Source organism: Klebsiella sp. KP20-425-1, assembly GCF_025813515.1.
Taxonomy (GTDB): Bacteria; Pseudomonadota; Gammaproteobacteria; order Enterobacterales; family Enterobacteriaceae; genus Klebsiella; species Klebsiella pneumoniae.
Genome location: NZ_CP109614.1, coordinates 1,942,700 through 1,960,299, shown reverse-complemented (window position 1 = coordinate 1,960,299; position 17,600 = coordinate 1,942,700). Strand labels below are relative to the sequence as shown.

The following is a 17,600-nucleotide window of genomic DNA, read 5'->3' as shown; positions in this document are numbered from 1 at the left end:
CCTTAGTTGTGTGCGCCGTGCAGGTGCTGCGGGCGCGCCGGGGTAAAACCGGGGCTGTAGCGGGCAACCGCCAGATCGTCGTAAGGGATCGCCGGCGTGCGGCCGGAGATCAGATCGCTGATAAGCTGCCCGGAGCCGCAGGCCATGGTCCAGCCAAGCGTGCCGTGGCCGGTGTTGAGCCACAGATTTTTATACGCTGTGCGGCCGACCACCGGCGTGCCGTCCGGCGTCATCGGCCGCAGGCCCGTCCAGAACGTCGCCTGCTCCACGTGGCCGCCGCGCGGGAACAGATCGCGCACCACCATCTCCAGGGTTTCGCGACGCGGCTGCAGCAGCGCTTTGTTAAAACCGACGATCTCCGCCATGCCGCCGACCCGAATGCGCTGATCGAAGCGGGTGATGGCGATTTTGTAAGTCTCATCAAGGATAGTTGAAACCGGCGCGCCGTCCTCCTGAGCGATCGGAATAGTTAATGAGTAGCCTTTCAGCGGGTAGACCGGTATATCCACCAGCCCTTTAAGCATCGCCGTCGAGTAGGAGCCGAAGGCCATCACATAGGCATCGCCCTTGATAATCTCATCGCCGCATTTCACCCCGGCAATGCGATCGCCCTCGTGCAGCAGCGCATCCACTGCGGTGTTGAAGCGGAAGGTCACGCCGGCCTGCTCCGCCATCGCCGCCAGACGGGTGGTAAACAGCTGGCAGTCGCCGGTTTCATCATTTGGCAGACGCAGGCCGCCGGTCAGTTTGTGGCTGACCTCCGCCAGCGCCGGCTCCACTTCCGCCAACCGCTTCGCTTCCAGCAGCTGATATGGCACGCCGGCGTCCTCCAGCACCGCGATGTCGCGGGTGGCATTTTCATACTGTTTGGCGGTACGGAACAGCTGCAGCGTCCCGCCCTGGCGCCCTTCATACTGAATGCCGGTGGTGTCGCGCAGCGCCTTCAGGCAGTCGCGGCTGTACTCCGCCAGGCGCACCATACGGCCTTTGTTCTCCATATAGTGGCGGGTGTCGCAGTTGCGCAGCATCTGCCACATCCACTTCAACTGGAACGAGGTGCCGTCAAGACCGATCGCCAGCGGCGCATGGCGCTGAAACATCCATTTGATCGCCTTCAGCGGCACCCCCGGCGCCGCCCAGGGCGCCGCATAGCCGGGAGAAATCTGCCCGGCGTTGGCCGCGCTGGTCTCCTCTGCCGGACCGGGCTGACGGTCGATGACCGTCACGTCATGACCCGCCTGACTCAAATACCACGCGCTGGCTACCCCAACCACCCCACTTCCCAGTATGACGACACGCATAGTGACTCCGTAACAGTTAAAGAACAATCATCTAATTACAAATTGATAACTCAGTTGAAAATATTATTCAACATACGCTTTATTTATGGTGACTTAACTCACAGCAAACCGCACCAGCCCTGCGCTGTGAGATTTACGATCTCATGCTGCGCTTTATTTTTACCCAGCATTAAATTCTGCAAACAAGGCAAAAAAAACGGCTTTTAGATGGGGAAATCGCGAAGAAAAGCGATTGGCGTACAGCACAGTTTGCTGCACCGTGTTCTATGCTTGTTTAGAGGTTTTCCGTTCAGAGAAAACCAACAACAACGAGGGCGCGCTAATGGCTACGATTGACTCCATGAACAGGGACACCACCCGTTTAAGCGATGGACCCGACTGGACGTTCGAGTTACTGGAAACCTACCTGGCCGAAGTGGACCGGGTCGCCAAGCTCTATCGTCTTGACACCTACCCGCACCAGATCGAAGTCATTACTTCCGAGCAGATGATGGACGCCTACTCCAGCGTCGGCATGCCCATCAACTATCCGCACTGGTCGTTTGGCAAAAAATTTATTGAGACCGAGCAGGCCTATAAGCACGGTCAGCAGGGTCTGGCGTATGAGATAGTCATCAACTCCAACCCCTGTATCGCCTACCTGATGGAGGAAAACACCATCACCATGCAGGCGCTGGTGATGGCCCATGCCTGCTACGGGCATAACTCGTTTTTTAAAAATAACTATCTGTTTCGCAGCTGGACCGACGCCAGCTCGATCATCGACTATCTGATCTTTGCCCGTAAGTACATCACCGAGTGCGAAGAGCGCTATGGCGTCGACGAAGTAGAGAAACTGCTCGACTCCTGCCACGCGCTGATGAACTACGGCGTCGACCGCTATAAACGTCCGCAAAAAATCTCTCTGCAGGAGGAGAAAGCGCGGCAGAAAAGCCGGGAAGAGTATCTGCAAAGCCAGGTGAATATGCTGTGGCGCACCCTGCCGAAGCGCGAGGAAGAAAAAGCGATTGAATCCGCTCGTCGCTACCCTTCCGAACCGCAGGAGAACCTGCTGTACTTTATGGAGAAGAACGCCCCGCTGCTCGAACCGTGGCAGCGCGAGATCCTGCGCATCGTGCGTAAAGTCAGCCAGTATTTCTACCCGCAGAAACAGACCCAGGTGATGAACGAGGGGTGGGCCACCTTCTGGCACTACACCATCCTCAACCATCTCTACGATGAAGGGAAAGTGACTGAGCGCTTTATGCTGGAGTTTCTCCACAGCCATACCAACGTGGTGTTCCAGCCGCCGTACAACAGTCCGTGGTACAGCGGGATTAACCCCTACGCGCTGGGCTTCGCCATGTTCCAGGACATCAAGCGCATCTGTCAGTCGCCCACGGAAGAGGATAAGTACTGGTTCCCCGATATCGCCGGTTCTGACTGGCTGGAAACGCTGCATTTCGCCATGCGCGACTTTAAGGATGAAAGCTTTATCAGTCAGTTCCTGTCGCCGAAGATCATGCGCGATTTCCGCTTCTTTACCGTGCTCGACGACGATCACAACAATTATCTGGAGATCTCGGCGATTCACAACGAAGAGGGTTATCGCGAGATCCGCAATAAGCTCTCCGCGCAGTATAACCTCAGCAATCTTGAGCCGAACATCCAGGTGTGGAACGTTGACCTGCGCGGCGACCGATCGCTGACCTTGCGCTATGTGCCGCACAACCGCGTCCCGCTGGACAAAGGCCGGCGCGAAGTGCTGAAGCATGTGCATCGTCTGTGGGGGTTCGATGTGCTGCTGGAGCAGCAGAACGCCGACGGCAGCATTGAGCTGTTGGACCGCTGCCCGGCGCGGCCGAACGCGCTATAGCATTGCGGGGCGAGTAAAATAACAAGGGGGCCATTGGCCCCCTTGTTCTGTTTATCGATCGCGAAAAGCCTGCTTAACGCATATTCATGGCTAAATCACCGGGCAGCGATTTCTGCATCCGGTGCCAGATCTCGCCGCTGTCATGGCCGTAGCGACGAACCAGCTCGTAAACCTGGTCATGCAGACCGGCCTCACACACTTTTGCCAGCTGATGATAGAAACCGAGCGCCAGGCTGCGCGCTTCCGGGCTGGAGAAATAGTGGCGGCCGATGCGGGTATACAACCCCTTCATGCCGTTGAGGATCAGACCGTAGATCGGGTTGCCGGAGGCGAACGCCAGACCACGGAAAATATTATAATCAAGCTCGGCGAAGGCGTCGGCGTGATCCTCCACCTCCCGGGCGCTGTCCAGGACCGCCAGTGCTTTATCCGGATGCTGGCGAAACGCGGTGCGGATAAAAATCGTGGAAATGTTGGTGCGCACGGAGAGCAGATTATCAATCAACTGCGGTACGCTGTCGTGATCGAGGCGCGCCAGCGTTTCGAGGATATTCAGGCCGGAGGTTTCCCAAAAGTTATTCACTTTAGTGGGCTTACCATGCTGAATGGTCAGCCAGCCGTCACGGGCCAGACGCTGCAATACTTCGCGCAGGGTTGTGCGGGTGACACCGATCAGCTCAGAAAGCTCGCGTTCAGCGGGGAGAATCGATCCGGGAGGGAAGCGGTTATTCCAGATACTCTCAATGATGTACTCTTCCGCGAAACCCGCAGGGCTCTGCGCCTTAATGACCATAATAAGATTTCCATTACACAGCGTTACAATTGCACTCATCATACCAGAGCCGCTATAGCGCAGATAGCATGGCAAGTGAATTAAAAAGGGATCGCCGTTTCATTTTCCGCTTTTACTTTGCGCTTTTCCTTATCTTCACAAACCGCCAGCGCGGCGCGAAGAAAGTTGCTTCTCATTTTGCTCAACTGGTACTCTTGCCAATCGTTATGCACAAAACCATGCACTCATTGACGGGGAAGGATTCTGTCGTGGAAATTTCTTATGGCCGCGCGCTGTGGCGCAATTTTCTTGGCCAGTCGCCGGACTGGTACAAGCTGGCATTAATCATTTTCTTAATCGTAAATCCGCTGGTGTTCGCCGTGGCGCCGTTTGTCGCCGGCTGGCTGCTGGTGGTCGAGTTTATCTTTACCCTCGCCATGGCGCTGAAGTGCTATCCGCTGCTGCCGGGGGGTCTGCTGGCTATCGAGGCGCTGCTGATCGGCATGACCAGCCCGGCGCACGTCCGGGACGAGATCGCCGGCAATCTGGAGGTGCTGCTCCTGCTGATGTTCATGGTGGCGGGTATCTACTTTATGAAACAGCTTTTGCTGTTCGTGTTTACGCGCCTGCTGCTGGGGATCCGCAGCAAAATGCTGCTATCGCTGGCGTTCTGCCTGGCGGCCGCCTTCCTCTCGGCCTTTCTCGATGCGCTGACGGTGGTGGCGGTAGTGATCAGCGTCGCCGTCGGGTTCTACGGCATCTATCACCGCGTCGCCTCGGCGCGCCCGGACGATAGCGACCTGCTCGATGACAGCCATATCGAGCAGCACTACCGTGAGGTGCTGGAGCAGTTCCGCGGCTTTCTGCGCAGCCTGATGATGCACGCCGGCGTCGGGACCGCGCTCGGCGGCGTCATGACCATGGTCGGCGAGCCGCAAAACCTGATTATCGCCAAAGCCGCGGGCTGGCATTTTGGCGAGTTCTTTCTTCGCATGGCGCCCGTGACCCTGCCGGTGATGGTCTGCGGTCTATTAACCTGTCTGCTGGTCGAAAAGTATCGCCTGTTTGGCTACGGCGAACCGCTACCGCCGACGGTGCGCAAGGTGCTGCAGGAGTTTGACGATCGCAGCCGCGCCCAGCGCAGCCGTCAGGAGCGACTGCGGCTGATTGCCCAGGCGCTCATTGGCGTTTGGCTGATCGTGGCCCTGGCTTTTCACCTGGCTGAGGTCGGCCTGATTGGCCTGTCGGTGATCATCCTCGCCACCACCTTTACCGGCGTTACCGATGAGCACGCCATTGGCAAGGCGTTCACCGAGGCGCTGCCCTTTACCGCGCTGCTGACGGTCTTCTTCTCCATCGTCGCGGTTATCATCGATCAGCAGCTGTTCACGCCGGTGATCGAGTTTGTCCTGCAGGCCTCGCCGCACGCGCAGCTGTCGCTGTTTTATCTGTTCAACGGCCTGCTGTCGTCCATTTCGGATAACGTGTTTGTCGGCACGGTCTACATCAACGAAGCGAAAGCGGCGCTCGAACATGGCGCCATCAGCCTGCCCCAGTTTGAGATGCTGGCGGTAGCGATCAACACCGGCACCAACCTGCCCTCGGTGGCCACCCCAAACGGCCAGGCGGCGTTTCTCTTCCTGCTGACTTCCGCCCTGGCGCCGCTTATTAGGCTCTCCTATGGCCGTATGGTGTGGATGGCGCTGCCCTACACCATCGTACTGACGCTGGTCGGCCTGTTATGCGTCGAGTTCACCCTGATGCCAGTCACCGACTGGCTGCTGGCGCACGGCTGGCTGGTGACGCCCACCCTGCCCTGAGTCAGTTTTTGCCCGGGTTCGCCCGGGCGCATCAATAACCCGTTACGGAATATTTTCCGCCGCGCCTCTGGCGTCGGTTCGGTTTTCGTTTACACTGCCATGATTTAGCATCTTCCAGGGAAATGATTATGTTGCAATATTTAAACCAGTGCTCAAGAGGACGCGGTGCCTGGCTCCTGATGGCGTTGACCGCTTTTATTCTCGAACTAGTCGCGCTGTGGTTCCAGCACGTGATGCTGCTGCAGCCGTGTGTCATGTGTATTTACGAACGCTGCGCGCTGTTCGGCATCATGGGCGCGGGACTGGTGGGCGCTATCGCCCCCAAAACGCCGCTGCGCTATGTCGCCATGGCAATCTGGTTGTACAGCGCGATACGCGGACTACAGCTGGCGTGGGAGCATACGATGATCCAGCTGCACCCTTCACCGTTCCAGACCTGCGATTTCGCCGCCCGCTTCCCAACCTGGCTGCCGCTGGATAAATGGCTGCCGCAGGTTTTCGTTGCGTCCGGAGACTGTTCAGTACGTCAGTGGCAGTTCCTGTCGCTGGAGATGCCGCAATGGCTGGTGGGGATTTTCGCCGCCTATCTGCTGGTCGCTATTCTGGTGATCGTTGCCCAGCCTTTCAAAGCGAAAAAACTCGATCTGTTTGGTCGTTAAGCCGCGGCGAGTACAGCCCACAATGAAACGCCCTGCGGGGCGTTTTTTTATGCCTCCTGCGCATCACTGAATCGTTTCATGTCTATGGTTGACCACAGCCGCCAAAAAGTGCATATTAAATACATCTTTTAAAACCCCACAGGAGCTCACATGTCATCTTTACTGATCCCCGCAGACTGGAAAGTTAAACGCTCCACCCCATTCTTTACCAAAGAGAATGTCCCTGCCGCCCTGCTGAGCCACCACAACACCGCGGCTGGCGTCTTCGGCCAGCTGTGCGTCATGGAGGGCACGGTCACCTATTACGGTTTTGCCAATGAACAAGCGACGGAGCCGGAGAAAAAAGTCGTGATTCATGCCGGGCAGTTTGCTACCAGTCCGCCGCAGTACTGGCACCGCGTCGAACTCAGTGACGACGCCCGCTTCAATATTCACTTCTGGGTGGCGGAAGAAACCGACGGTGAAAACGGGCTGTTCCACGCGAAGAAAGCGTGACGGCGTTTAGCGCGCCCTGTCAGGCAGATTAAGGATATGGTCCTGCCAGTCGACCACCGTGGACTCAGGCACCGCAATATGGCGAACGGAGATGCGTTCGCCGTGCATCGCCGCTTTTGAGCCAGTCAGCAGCGGGTGCCAGGCCGGCAGAGGCTTGCCTTCCGCCAGCAGGCGATAGGCACAGGTCGGCGGCAGCCATTCGAAGGTCGGCAGATTTTCGCGGGTAAGCTTGATGCAGTCCGGCTCATACTCAAAACGACGCGCGTAGTTACGACACTGGCAGGTTTTGATATTGAGCTGACGACAGGCGACGTTGGTGAAGTAGATCTCGTCAGTGTCTTCATCCATCAGCTTGTGCAGGCAGCACTGGCCGCAGCCGTCACACAGCGATTCCCACTCCGCGTCGCTCATGTCATCCAGTGTTTTTTGTTGCCAGAAAGGTTGTTCGCTCATCGGAGTGTCCGTCGTTGCCAGTTAAGGGTGCACCTTATAACCAGTCTGGCACGCCGATGCAAGTTTTGCCGCCCCAAAAGGCGGCAAATAGCGCTTACAGCACGCGGGTAGTGAGCGCCAGGCCGTTGAAGCCGACCTCCAGCTCGTCACCGCTGTGCAGCGGCCCCACGCCTTCCGGGGTGCCGGTGAGGATCACATCCCCGGCTTTGAGGGTAAAGAAGCGCGACATATAGGCGATCAGCGGCACAATCTTATGGATCATGTCGGCAGTGGTGCCCTGCTGGCGCACTTCGCCATTAATCTTCAGGCTTAACGACGTATTCTGCGGGTCGCCGTGGAACTCAGCGGCCGGGATAAAGCCGGAGATCGGACAGGCGTTATCGAAGCCTTTGGCCTTCTCCCAGGGTTGTCCCGCTTTTTTCATTTTCGCCTGCAGGTCGCGCAGCGTGAGATCCAGCGCGACGCCATAGCCGGCAATCCCTTTCAGCACATGCTCTTCCGTCGCCTGACGCAGCGTGCTGCCGATAAGCACCGCCAGCTCGACTTCGTGATGCACCGAGCCCAGCCCCTCAGGAAGCACCAACGGCTGACGAAGATCGCACAGCGCAGTCTCAGGTTTAATAAACAGCACCGGCTCTTCCGGCGTCGCACTGCCCATTTCCTTGATGTGTTTCGCATAATTACTGCCGACGCACACTACTTTGCTTACTGGATAATCCAGAAGCGCACCCTGCCAGTTATGATGTTGGTACATTATTTTCCCTCGTGGGTTAATCGGATTGTTTCCCCTGTTCCGCCAGGTGTTTCTTTAGTAGATTTTCAGACGGCGGAGGCAGTTGCAGGTAATAGCCCTGTTCGCTTAACGCCTGTTTCACTTTTTCCAGATCGGCGTTAACCAGTTTTTTGCGCCCATCCAGCGGCAGCAGCATCGCCATTTGCGGCGTGCCAAAGCTGCGCATTAGCTCGTCAGGAACGCGCGAGAAATCGTCCTTTTTTTCGACGTATAAATAGGTTTGTTCACGTTTAGTACTTCGATAGATCACACAAAACATAGTTTTACTCGGAATTAGACCCGTGGTCACTTGCCTCAATATATGAGTGACTATAACATGCCTTTTAGTCTTCGGAATATCACCGCACTTGGCGGTTGATAAACAGCAAATTGAGTAAGGCCAGGATGTCAAATACGCCAATCGAACTTAAAGGCAGTAGCTTCACGTTATCTGTCGTTCATTTGCACGATGCAAATCCCGAGGTTATTCGTCAGGCGTTAGAAGACAAAATCGCCCAGGCTCCCGCCTTTTTACGTCATGCTCCGGTGGTGGTGAATATCGCCAGCATCGAGGAGGAGGTAGAATGGCGCGCCATCAACGAGGCTATCGCCGCGACCGGTTTACGTATTATGGGCGTTAGCGGATGCAAAATTCCGCGCCTGAAAACCGAAATCGACCGCGCCGGCATCCCGTTATTAACCGAAGGGAAAGAAAAAGCCTCTCGTCCGGCACCGTCCGAACCCACCCCGCCGCCGCCAGTTGCTAGTCAGATCACAAAAACGCGTTTGATTGATCAGCCGGTACGTTCCGGTCAGCGCATTTATGCGCCACACTGTGATCTTATTGTTACAAATCATGTGAGTGCCGGTGCGGAACTTATCGCTGACGGAAATATCCATGTATATGGCATGATGCGAGGACGCGCGCTGGCAGGCGCCGGTGGCGACAGAGACGCCCAGATATTTTGTACCCACCTTGCGGCGGAGCTGGTCTCCATCGCCGGGGAATATTGGCTGAGCGATAACATCCCGGCCGAATTTTATGGCAAAGCGGCGCGCCTGCGTTTAGGTGAAAGCGCTTTGGCAATTCAACCGTTAAATTAATCCCTTTTTAACAAGGAATTTCTATGGCACGCATTATTGTTGTGACTTCGGGTAAAGGGGGCGTTGGCAAGACCACCTCCAGCGCGGCCATCGCTACAGGTTTGGCCCAGAAGGGAAAGAAAACCGTCGTTATCGACTTCGACATCGGCCTGCGTAACCTCGACCTGATTATGGGCTGCGAACGTCGCGTCGTTTATGATTTCGTCAACGTCATTCAGGGCGATGCCACACTGAACCAGGCGCTGATTAAAGATAAGCGCACGGAAAATCTCTACATTCTCCCGGCTTCCCAGACCCGGGATAAAGACGCTCTGACTCGCGAAGGCGTCGACAAGGTTCTCGAAGAACTGAAGAAAATGGAATTCGATTTCATCGTCTGTGATTCCCCGGCAGGCATTGAAACCGGTGCGCTGATGGCGCTTTACTTTGCTGATGAAGCCATCATCACCACTAACCCGGAAGTCTCCTCCGTTCGCGACTCCGACCGTATCCTTGGCATTCTCGCCTCTAAATCCCGCCGCGCGGAAAATGGCGAAGAGCCAATCAAAGAGCATCTGCTGCTGACCCGCTACAATCCAGGCCGCGTTAATAAAGGCGATATGCTGAGCATGGAAGACGTGCTGGAAATTCTGCGCATCAACCTGGTAGGCGTGATCCCGGAAGACCAGTCAGTCCTGCGCGCATCCAACCAGGGTGAGCCGGTGATCCTCGATGCCGCCTCGGACGCAGGCAAAGCCTATGCCGATACCGTTGAACGTCTGCTCGGAGAAGAACGCCCTTTCCGCTTCATTGAAGAAGAGAAGAAAGGATTCCTCAAACGCCTGTTCGGAGGATAAATTATGGCTTTACTCGACTTTTTTCTCTCGCGAAAAAAGAACACGGCTAATATTGCGAAAGAACGCCTGCAAATCATCGTCGCCGAGCGCCGCCGCGGAGACGCGGAGCCGCATTACCTGCCGCAGTTACGCAAAGATATCCTGGAAGTGATCTGTAAATACGTACAGATCGACCCGGAGATGGTCAGCGTGCAGCTGGAGCAGCGGGACGGGGATATATCCATTCTTGAGCTGAACGTGACCCTACCCGAAACGGAAGAGTCGAAATCCTGACCTGTCGCGCTATCGCGAAAAAAAACCGGCTACGCCACGCGCCGCCGGTTTTTTAATGCTCTGAACCTGGCCGCGAACTAGCGCGGATAGTCGTTTAACAGCCTCTTCAGCCGCTCGGCCATCAGCTCCCCGCGCCAACCGGAAATCAGCTCAGGTTCACCGGCTTGCGTTTTCAGCTGCCAGTGCCAGTTCAGCAACTGGTTGATCTGCCGACGCGACGCCAGCAGCTCCGCGCTTACGCCCTTCTCCGTGCTCACTTCCTGCACCAGCGCTTTAATATCTTTAAAGACTTTGCGGTAGCCCGGCATGTCGATCAGGTTCTGCAGCGGCGCCGGCAGGGCCGACTCCGGCAGCGCCTGCGCTTTTTCGACCAGGCTAATCAGCGTTTTGCCGTGGAAGCGAATTTCGCTACCGGACAACCCGAGGCTGTCGAGCTCGCCCAGGCTGGTGGGCATATAGCGCGCCACGCTCCACAGATGCTCTTCCCGCACCACAAAGTTTACCGCCAGGTCGCGCTCGCGCGCTTTGCGCAGGCGCCACTCCGCCAACAGCTGCAGACAACCCAGCTGGCGGGTACGCAGCTGCCAGGCGTTGCCGATATCGCGCCAGGCCTCGGCCGGGTCGACCACCTCCTGACGACGCTGCTGCATCACGCGGCACTCGTCGAGCGCCGCCGGCAGCCAGCCAGCGCGATCGGTCTCCGCCATTAACTGGCTGGCGATCGGCAGCAGATACCAGACGTCGGCCGCGGCATATTCACACTGACGCTCAGTCAGCGGGCGCGCCAGCCAGTCGGTGCGGGATTCGCTTTTATCCAGCGCTACCCCGGAATACTCTTCCACCATCGAGGCGAAGCCCCAGGACATTGGGCGGCCGCAGAAGGCCGCCAGGATCTGGGTGTCAATCAGCGGCTGCGGCATCAGGTTAAATGCATTAAGGAAGACTTCTAAATCTTCGCTGCCGGCATGCAGGTATTTAGTCACATCCTGGTTGAGCAGCAGGTCGCGCATCGGCGCCCAGTCGTTAATCGTCAAGGGGTCGATCAGAGAGACCTGCTGGCCGTCGAACAGCTGCAGCAGGCCCAGCTGCGGGTAATAGGTGCGGGTGCGGACAAATTCCGTATCCAGAGCGACGGCGGAGGCCGTGCTTGCCGCTTCGCAGACAGCGCGCAGGCCATTGTCGGTGGTGATCATCTGATAGTTCAAAGCATACTCTCTTAACTTGCGCCCATAAAAAACGCCGGCGTAGCCGGCGTCAGGCGACTCATTCGTTACTTAGCCTTTATTGTCCACTTTAGCGCGCGCTTCGTCACGCAGTTCTCGCCGCAAAATTTTCCCGACGTTGGATTTCGGCAGTTCGTCACGGAATTCCACCAGCTTCGGCACCTTGTATCCGGTCAAATGGCGACGGCAGAACGTAATCAGCGCCTCTTCGGTTAACGCAGCATCTTTCTTGACTACGAAAATCTTCACCGCTTCGCCGCTGCTGCCGGACGGCACGCCGATGGCCGCCACTTCCAGCACCCCGCTATGCTGCATGACCACATCTTCGATTTCGTTCGGATAGACGTTAAAACCCGACACCAGGATCATATCTTTTTTGCGATCGACGATGCGCAGGAACCCCTCTTCATCCATCACCGCGATATCCCCGGTGTGCAGCCAGCCGTCTTTGATAATCTCATCCGTCGCGTCAGGGCGCTGCCAGTAGCCCAGCATCACCTGCGGCCCTTTAATACAGAGCTCGCCCGGCTGACCCGGCGCCACTTCGTTATCATCATCATCCACCAGTTTGGCTTCGGTGGAGGGCACCGGCAGGCCAATGCTGCCGCTGTGGTAGTCAATATCGTGCGGGTTAACGCTGACCAGCGGGGAACACTCTGTCAGGCCGTAGCCCTCCAGCAGATATTGCCCGGTCAGTTTTACCCAGCGCTCGGCCACCGCCTGCTGCACCGGCATCCCACCGCCGGCGGACAAATGCAGCGAGGAGAAATCAAGCTGCTGGAACTCTTTGTTGTTCAGCAAGGCGTTGAACAGGGTATTGACCCCGGTCATGGCGGTAAAAGGATACTTCGCCAGCTCCTTCACCAGCCCGGGGATATCGCGTGGGTTGGTGATCAGCAAATTTTGCCCGCCCAGTTCGATAAACAGCAGGCAGTTCATGGTCAGGGCGAAAATGTGATACAGCGGCAGCGCGGTCACCACGAACTCTTTGCCGCGATGCAGCAGCGGGCCGTAGGTGGCATTGACCTGCTCGAGGTTAGCCAGCATATTGCGGTGGGTGAGCATCGCACCTTTGGCCACGCCGGTGGTGCCCCCGGTGTACTGCAGAAACGCCAGATCTTCCGCAACGATCTCCGGCTTGACGTACTGCATGCGATAGCCGTGCTGCAACGCGCTGCGAAACGAGATGGCGTCCGGCAGATGGTACTTCGGCACCAGGCGCTTAATGTACTTGACCACAAAGTTCACCAGCGTGCCTTTGGCGGTGGAAAGCTGGTCGCCCATGCGCGTCAGGATCACATGCTGGACCTGAGTTTTCGCCACCACTTTTTCCAGGGTATGGGCAAAGTTGGAGACTATGACGATCGCCGCCGCGCCGCTGTCGTTGAGCTGATGCTCCAGTTCGCGCGGGGTATATAAGGGGTTGACGTTAACCACGATCATCCCGGCGCGCAGGATGCCAAACAGAGCCACCGGATACTGCAGCAGGTTAGGCATCATCAGGGCCACGCGATCGCCCTTCTGTAACCCCAACCCCTCCTGAAGATAAGCGGCGAAGGCGCGACTACGCTCCTCCAGCTTACGGTAGGTCATCACTTCACCCATATTGATAAACGCCGGTTGGTCGGCGTAACGGGTGGTGGCATGTTCAAACAGTTCAACCAGGGATTGATAGCGGTCAGGATTTATCTCCGCCGGAACATCTGCGGGATAACGGTTTAGCCAAACCTTTTTCACTGCATCACCTCTGAAATAGTTATTCGTCGTCATCACAGCCCCTGGATAATACATTTTGTTAACATTATATTAACTCAGCGTACCAGTTTATTAATTAGGCAATGAGCAGGTTGCGAAGCGCGTCACTATTTTTTTTCTTATTCGACTGAAAACAAAGAAACAGCGGACCGGCCGCTGTTTCTTTGAACTAACATAAACAACAAAATCATTCGGTTACAACGTTTCTCACCTCAGCAGGGCCGGGATTGTACCAGCCCCAGCCGCCATAGCCGTAGCCCCAGGGGCGCGGACCCAGCATCCACGGGTCGATAGGTTGCGGAGGCATCACCACCTGCTGCACTACGTTCCAGCGCTTGTAGCCGGTGGCGTTCATCAGCATAAATTTATACGGCGTGCTGCCCACCTTGCCGTCAACCACCCCGGCGATCGGTCCGACCACGGTCACTAGTTGACCGCGGAAATCCACCGGATCGAGGAAGCCATTGACGTCAGCAAAAATCCTTCCGCGGGACGGCTCGCCCAGCACTGGCCGCGCGCCGCTGTCCAGCGGTACGGTGGCGATTTCTAAGCGGGTTTTCCCCTGCTGGTTTTGCACATTGACCACCTTACCGCCAAAGCGCGCTTCCTGGCCAACGTACAGCTGCGGGGCGTTCATCACCCGCACCAAATCCTGCTGCGGCGTCGGGCTGGTGCCTTTGATGGCATCCGGCACCGATACGCAGCCGCTTAGCGCAACGGCAACCGCTGCGGCCAGCAGCCAGCGAACGCCCTGTTTTTGACCCGCCATGATGCGACTCCTTTTCTCAGTCTTCTTGTTACTGAGATTCACTCGCGGCCTGGAAGTTTCTTCCACGCCACCTCGTTTCGCAAATAAACCGGCTCCGCTTTCTCCACGGCCACGGTTTTCCCCGCCGCCAGCAGGTAACAGGCTAACGGCAGCATATCCTCCGCCGCCGGCAATTCAATTTCGCCGCTGCTTAAGGTCAGTCCGCTCGCTTTCGCCAGATCCGGCCACGCCTGCCATCCGGTGCCGACGGTGGCCCATTCGCCGGAAAGCTGTGCCAGTCGTTCGGCTACCGCGTCCGGTTTGAGCACCGCTTCCGTCTCTTCGCCATGCCAGACGCCCTGCTCGTCGCGCTGGTACTCGGCCCAGTAGACTTCGCCCATACGCGCATCAATGGCCGCCAGCACACGGGTGGCGCCGGTTTTGCGCCAGGCGCCCTGCGCCATGGTGGCCAGCGTGGAAACGCCAATCATTGGCAGTTCGGCGCCCAGCGCCAGCCCCTGGGCGATACCGATGCCGATGCGCACGCCGGTAAAGCTGCCCGGACCGCGACCAAAGGCCAGCGCGTCCAGCTCGCTCAGCGTGGTGCCGCTCTCGGTGAGGACCTCCTGCACCAGCGGCAGGATACGTTGGGTATGTTCGCGGGGACAAATTTCGAAATGAGCACTAAGGGTGCCATCATTCCACAGAGCCGCGGAGCAGGCCTCTGTGGCGGTATCGATAGCCAAAATTCGCATGGGTGGTCACGCTCTCGTTACATAGTTCAGGCCTTCAGGCAGCCTGATTTCCGGCAAACGGCCAACCCGCCGCCATGCCGCCCGAAGTCTATTGGGAACCGCTAATTAACAAAATGGCGCGCAGCTTAACACATTTTAGTGCGGATTACCTTGCCGGCGGTACGGCGAGAAAGCGCACCGCCCGACGGATATCGCGGGTTCGCGGCGCCGGCGGCAGACTGGCCAGGAACACCGCGCCGTAGGGGCGCATCACCAGCCGGTTGTCGCAGATCACCAGCACCCCGCGGTCGTCGATATCGCGGATCAGGCGACCCACCCCCTGCTTGAGGGTGATCACCGCATCCGGGAGCTGCACTTCATCGAAGGGATCGCCGCCGCGCAGCCGGCAATCTTCCATTCGCGCTTTTAGCAGCGGATCGTCCGGCGAGGTGAACGGTAGCTTATCGATAATCACCAGCGACAGCGCGTCGCCGCGCACATCGACTCCCTCCCAGAAGCTGCTGGTAGCCACCAGCAGCGCGTTGCCGGCGCTGACGAACTGCTGCAGCAGTTGGCCTTTGCTGGTCTCGCCCTGCAGCAGCACCGGTAGCGTCATGGTGGCGCGGAACTGCTCCGCCAGATCGCGCATCATGGCGTGCGAGGTGCACAACATAAAGCAGCGACCATCGTTGGCCTCGATCAGCGGCTTGAGCATCGCCGCCAGGTGTCGCGCCGCGCCGGGCTGGTTCGGCAGGGGTAGGTTGCGCGGCACGCAGAGCAGCGCCTGGTGCTGATAGTCAAAGGGACTCGGCAGCAGCAGAGTCTGCGCCTCGTCGATCCCCAGCCGGGCGGTAAAGTGATGCAGATCGTCGTTCACCGACAGCGTCGCCGAGGTAAAGATCCAACTCCCCGACTTCTGCGCCATCACCTCTTTAAACTTCTCGGCCACGGTCAGCGGCGTCAGCGCGAGAGTAAAGTGGCGCGAGGTACACTCATACCAGTAGCTGTAGCCCGGCTGGTTGATCTCTTTCAACCGCTTCAGGCGCCCGCGATAGAGGGTGGCGCGCTCAAAAGCGGCGTCGAGCAGCGCCGAGCGGCCCAGCGAAAGTTTGGCGACGTCATAGCATAGCTCAAGCGCGTCATCGAGCAGCAGCAGCGCTCGCTGAATGTGGCTGTCCGCCAGCAGCTCGCGCAGATTGCCGCGGTAGCCCGGGTCTCCCAGCTGCAGGCGGAAATCCTGCGCGCTTTGCGCCAGGCGGTCGGCGCATTTTTGCAGCTGCTGAGTGTCTTTCAGTTCGGTGCGGTAGGCAATGGTGATGTCTTTCGCCAGGTCCAGCAGCTGGCGGCTGGAGAGCGACTGGCCAAAGTACTGACTGGCGATATCCGGCAGCTGATGGGCTTCATCGAAGATCATCACTTCCGCCTCGGGGATCAGCTCGGCAAAGCCGCTCTCTTTGACCACCATATCGGCCAGGAACAGGTGATGGTTGACCACCACCACGTCGGCGTCCATCGCTTTTTTACGCGCCTTCACCACGAAGCAATCTTTATACAGTGGGCAGTCGCTACCGAGACAGTTATCGTTGGTGCTGGTGACCAGCGGCCAGGCCTGAGAGTCTTCCGCGACGCTGGCGCAGGTGCTGATATCGCCATCCTGGGTTTGATTCGACCAGGAGCGCAGGAGGATCACATCGCTGAGGGTTTGCACCGGCAGATCGCCGCCCGCCAGCGCCTGCTGCTCAAGACGTTCGAGACACAGGTAGTTGGAGCGCCCTTTGAGCAGCGCCAGTTTCCCGGTGAATTTGAGCGCTTTGGCGACGGTGGGCAGATCGCGGCTGTAAAGCTGATCCTGCAGCGCTTTCGAGCCGGTGGAGATAATCACCTTTTTTTTCGCCCGCAGCGCAGGCGCCAGGTAAGCGTAGGTTTTACCGGTTCCGGTCCCCGCTTCCACCACCAGCGGCCGGGAGGCCTCAATCGCTTCGCTGACCGCCACCGCCATCTGGCGCTGCGGCTCGCGCGGTTTAAATCCCGGTATGGCTTTGGCTAGCTGGCCGTCTGCTGCAAAATCGTCGATCACATTGCCCCCTGGTTATTTGGACAGTGATTATGTCAGGGAGGACGGCGTTTCGCCAGTCCGGGTAGTGACGCGAGCGGCACATTATGGCAGTCTTGCCGCAGCCGAATGGAATGCTTAAAGAGGAAAAAGCAATGACAATTACGCGTATTGATGCCGAAGCCCGTTGGTCAGACGTGGTGATCCACAACCAGACCCTGTACTACACCGGCGTGCCGGCAAATCTCGATGCCGACGCTTTCGAGCAGACCGCCAATACCCTGGCGCAGATTGACGCGGTGCTGGAAAAACAGGGCAGCGACAAGTCGCGTATTCTTGACGCCACCATCTTCCTCGCCGATAAAAGCGACTTTGCGGCGATGAATAAAGCCTGGGACGCGTGGGTGGTGGCTGGTCACGCCCCGGTGCGCTGCACGGTGGAAGCGACGCTGATGAACCCGCAGTATAAAGTTGAGATCAAAATTATCGCCGCGGTGTAATTACTCGTCCTCATCCTCATCTTCAAAGCGCGCGACGATCTGCTCGCCGGTATGCGTTGCGCGCAGCTCTTCCGCCACCAGGGCAATCGCCTGGCCGCTGCTTATCCCCTGAGCCATTAGCTCATGGATACGTTCGACCGCTTTTTGCTGTTGCTCGTGGCTCAGCGAAGGTAAACCTGCAAACATCTTTTACTCCTGCTACATTGTGGGGCGTAATTATTTCACGCCGTCCCCGACTACGCCAGAG

General features: G+C 57.7%; 20 protein-coding genes and 1 pseudogene. 8 read left to right on the top strand and 13 right to left on the bottom strand.

The features are described from left to right. Positions 1 to 2: 2 nt before the first annotated feature. A complete protein-coding gene (locus OHJ17_RS09565; RefSeq protein ID WP_004175465.1) occupies positions 3 to 1,301 on the bottom strand; it encodes a D-amino acid dehydrogenase in 1,299 nt (432 codons plus the stop codon). Positions 1,302 to 1,399: 98 nt separating this feature from the next. After that, a pseudogene (locus OHJ17_RS09560) lies at positions 1,400 to 1,547 on the bottom strand (hypothetical protein). Positions 1,548 to 1,623: 76 nt separating this feature from the next. Here OHJ17_RS09560 and OHJ17_RS09555 point away from each other — a divergent pair. Beyond that, entirely contained in the window at positions 1,624 to 3,156 is a 1,533-nt protein-coding gene (locus tag OHJ17_RS09555; protein ID WP_002910889.1) for a SpoVR family protein, read from the top strand. 73 nt (positions 3,157 to 3,229) lie between these two features. On the opposite strand, the gene fadR is transcribed toward OHJ17_RS09555, so the two are convergent. Together fadR and OHJ17_RS09545 are read right to left on the bottom strand one after the other, a co-directional pair. Continuing rightward, complete coding sequence (gene fadR / locus OHJ17_RS09550) at positions 3,230 to 3,949, bottom strand: fatty acid metabolism transcriptional regulator FadR (RefSeq protein ID WP_002910890.1); 720 nt, start codon at positions 3,947 to 3,949, stop codon at positions 3,230 to 3,232. 80 nt (positions 3,950 to 4,029) lie between these two features. After that, positions 4,030 to 4,161, bottom strand: a complete 132-nt coding sequence (locus tag OHJ17_RS09545; RefSeq protein WP_004163532.1) for a hypothetical protein — start codon at positions 4,159 to 4,161, stop codon at positions 4,030 to 4,032. A 36-nt stretch (positions 4,162 to 4,197) separates the two neighbouring features. On the opposite strand from OHJ17_RS09545, the gene nhaB reads away from it, so the two are divergent. From nhaB to OHJ17_RS09530, 3 genes are all read left to right on the top strand, one after another. Next, complete coding sequence (gene nhaB / locus OHJ17_RS09540) at positions 4,198 to 5,748, top strand: sodium/proton antiporter NhaB (protein WP_004151442.1); 1,551 nt, start codon at positions 4,198 to 4,200, stop codon at positions 5,746 to 5,748. 128 nt (positions 5,749 to 5,876) lie between these two features. Then, entirely contained in the window at positions 5,877 to 6,407 is a 531-nt protein-coding gene (gene dsbB / locus OHJ17_RS09535) for a disulfide bond formation protein DsbB (RefSeq protein WP_039819489.1), read from the top strand. 150 nt (positions 6,408 to 6,557) lie between these two features. Then, positions 6,558 to 6,902 (top strand): TehB family protein, encoded by a 345-nt coding sequence (locus OHJ17_RS09530; protein ID WP_002910895.1) that lies wholly within the window; start codon positions 6,558 to 6,560, stop codon positions 6,900 to 6,902. A 6-nt stretch (positions 6,903 to 6,908) separates the two neighbouring features. Here the strand turns inward: OHJ17_RS09530 and OHJ17_RS09525 are convergent, their stop codons facing one another. From OHJ17_RS09525 to OHJ17_RS09515, 3 genes are all read right to left on the bottom strand, one after another. Continuing rightward, entirely contained in the window at positions 6,909 to 7,355 is a 447-nt protein-coding gene (locus OHJ17_RS09525; protein WP_002910896.1) for a YcgN family cysteine cluster protein, read from the bottom strand. Between the two features lie 94 nt (positions 7,356 to 7,449). Then, positions 7,450 to 8,109 (bottom strand): fumarylacetoacetate hydrolase family protein, encoded by a 660-nt coding sequence (locus OHJ17_RS09520; protein ID WP_004189297.1) that lies wholly within the window; start codon positions 8,107 to 8,109, stop codon positions 7,450 to 7,452. A gap of 16 nt (positions 8,110 to 8,125) precedes the next feature. Further along, complete coding sequence (locus OHJ17_RS09515) at positions 8,126 to 8,407, bottom strand: YcgL domain-containing protein (protein WP_002910898.1); 282 nt, start codon at positions 8,405 to 8,407, stop codon at positions 8,126 to 8,128. Between the two features lie 125 nt (positions 8,408 to 8,532). Between OHJ17_RS09515 and minC the strand changes: the two genes are divergently transcribed. Genes minC through minE form a run of 3 tightly spaced genes read left to right on the top strand, consistent with a single transcriptional unit; the run spans position 8,533 to position 10,340 of the window. Further along, a complete protein-coding gene (gene minC / locus OHJ17_RS09510) occupies positions 8,533 to 9,231 on the top strand; it encodes a septum site-determining protein MinC (RefSeq protein WP_002910899.1) in 699 nt (232 codons plus the stop codon). A gap of 23 nt (positions 9,232 to 9,254) precedes the next feature. Beyond that, positions 9,255 to 10,067, top strand: coding sequence for a septum site-determining protein MinD (minD, locus tag OHJ17_RS09505; protein ID WP_002910900.1), 813 nt, complete (start codon positions 9,255 to 9,257; stop codon positions 10,065 to 10,067). 3 nt (positions 10,068 to 10,070) lie between these two features. Continuing rightward, the gene (gene minE, locus OHJ17_RS09500) at positions 10,071 to 10,340 is read left to right on the top strand and encodes a cell division topological specificity factor MinE (RefSeq protein WP_002910902.1); all 270 of its coding nucleotides are present in this window, start codon (positions 10,071 to 10,073) and stop codon (positions 10,338 to 10,340) included. Positions 10,341 to 10,417: 77 nt separating this feature from the next. Here the strand turns inward: minE and rnd are convergent, their stop codons facing one another. From rnd to OHJ17_RS09475, 5 genes are all read right to left on the bottom strand, one after another. Next, positions 10,418 to 11,533: a ribonuclease D gene (gene rnd, locus OHJ17_RS09495; protein ID WP_072196991.1), complete on the bottom strand. Its 1,116-nt coding sequence runs from the start codon at positions 11,531 to 11,533 to the stop codon at positions 10,418 to 10,420. A gap of 81 nt (positions 11,534 to 11,614) precedes the next feature. After that, the gene (gene fadD, locus OHJ17_RS09490; RefSeq protein WP_002910904.1) at positions 11,615 to 13,300 is read right to left on the bottom strand and encodes a long-chain-fatty-acid--CoA ligase FadD; all 1,686 of its coding nucleotides are present in this window, start codon (positions 13,298 to 13,300) and stop codon (positions 11,615 to 11,617) included. 205 nt (positions 13,301 to 13,505) lie between these two features. Next, positions 13,506 to 14,087, bottom strand: coding sequence for a Slp family lipoprotein (locus OHJ17_RS09485; protein ID WP_002910905.1), 582 nt, complete (start codon positions 14,085 to 14,087; stop codon positions 13,506 to 13,508). A gap of 38 nt (positions 14,088 to 14,125) precedes the next feature. Further along, entirely contained in the window at positions 14,126 to 14,821 is a 696-nt protein-coding gene (tsaB, locus tag OHJ17_RS09480) for a tRNA (adenosine(37)-N6)-threonylcarbamoyltransferase complex dimerization subunit type 1 TsaB (RefSeq protein ID WP_004151443.1), read from the bottom strand. Between the two features lie 145 nt (positions 14,822 to 14,966). Further along, positions 14,967 to 16,877: an ATP-dependent DNA helicase gene (locus OHJ17_RS09475; protein WP_004175456.1), complete on the bottom strand. Its 1,911-nt coding sequence runs from the start codon at positions 16,875 to 16,877 to the stop codon at positions 14,967 to 14,969. A 131-nt stretch (positions 16,878 to 17,008) separates the two neighbouring features. Between OHJ17_RS09475 and OHJ17_RS09470 the strand changes: the two genes are divergently transcribed. Then, complete coding sequence (locus tag OHJ17_RS09470; RefSeq protein WP_002910910.1) at positions 17,009 to 17,353, top strand: RidA family protein; 345 nt, start codon at positions 17,009 to 17,011, stop codon at positions 17,351 to 17,353. Here OHJ17_RS09470 and OHJ17_RS09465 read toward each other — a convergent pair whose 3' ends face one another. Beyond that, positions 17,354 to 17,539, bottom strand: coding sequence for a YoaH family protein (locus OHJ17_RS09465; protein ID WP_004145519.1), 186 nt, complete (start codon positions 17,537 to 17,539; stop codon positions 17,354 to 17,356). Positions 17,540 to 17,600 lie beyond the last annotated feature (61 nt).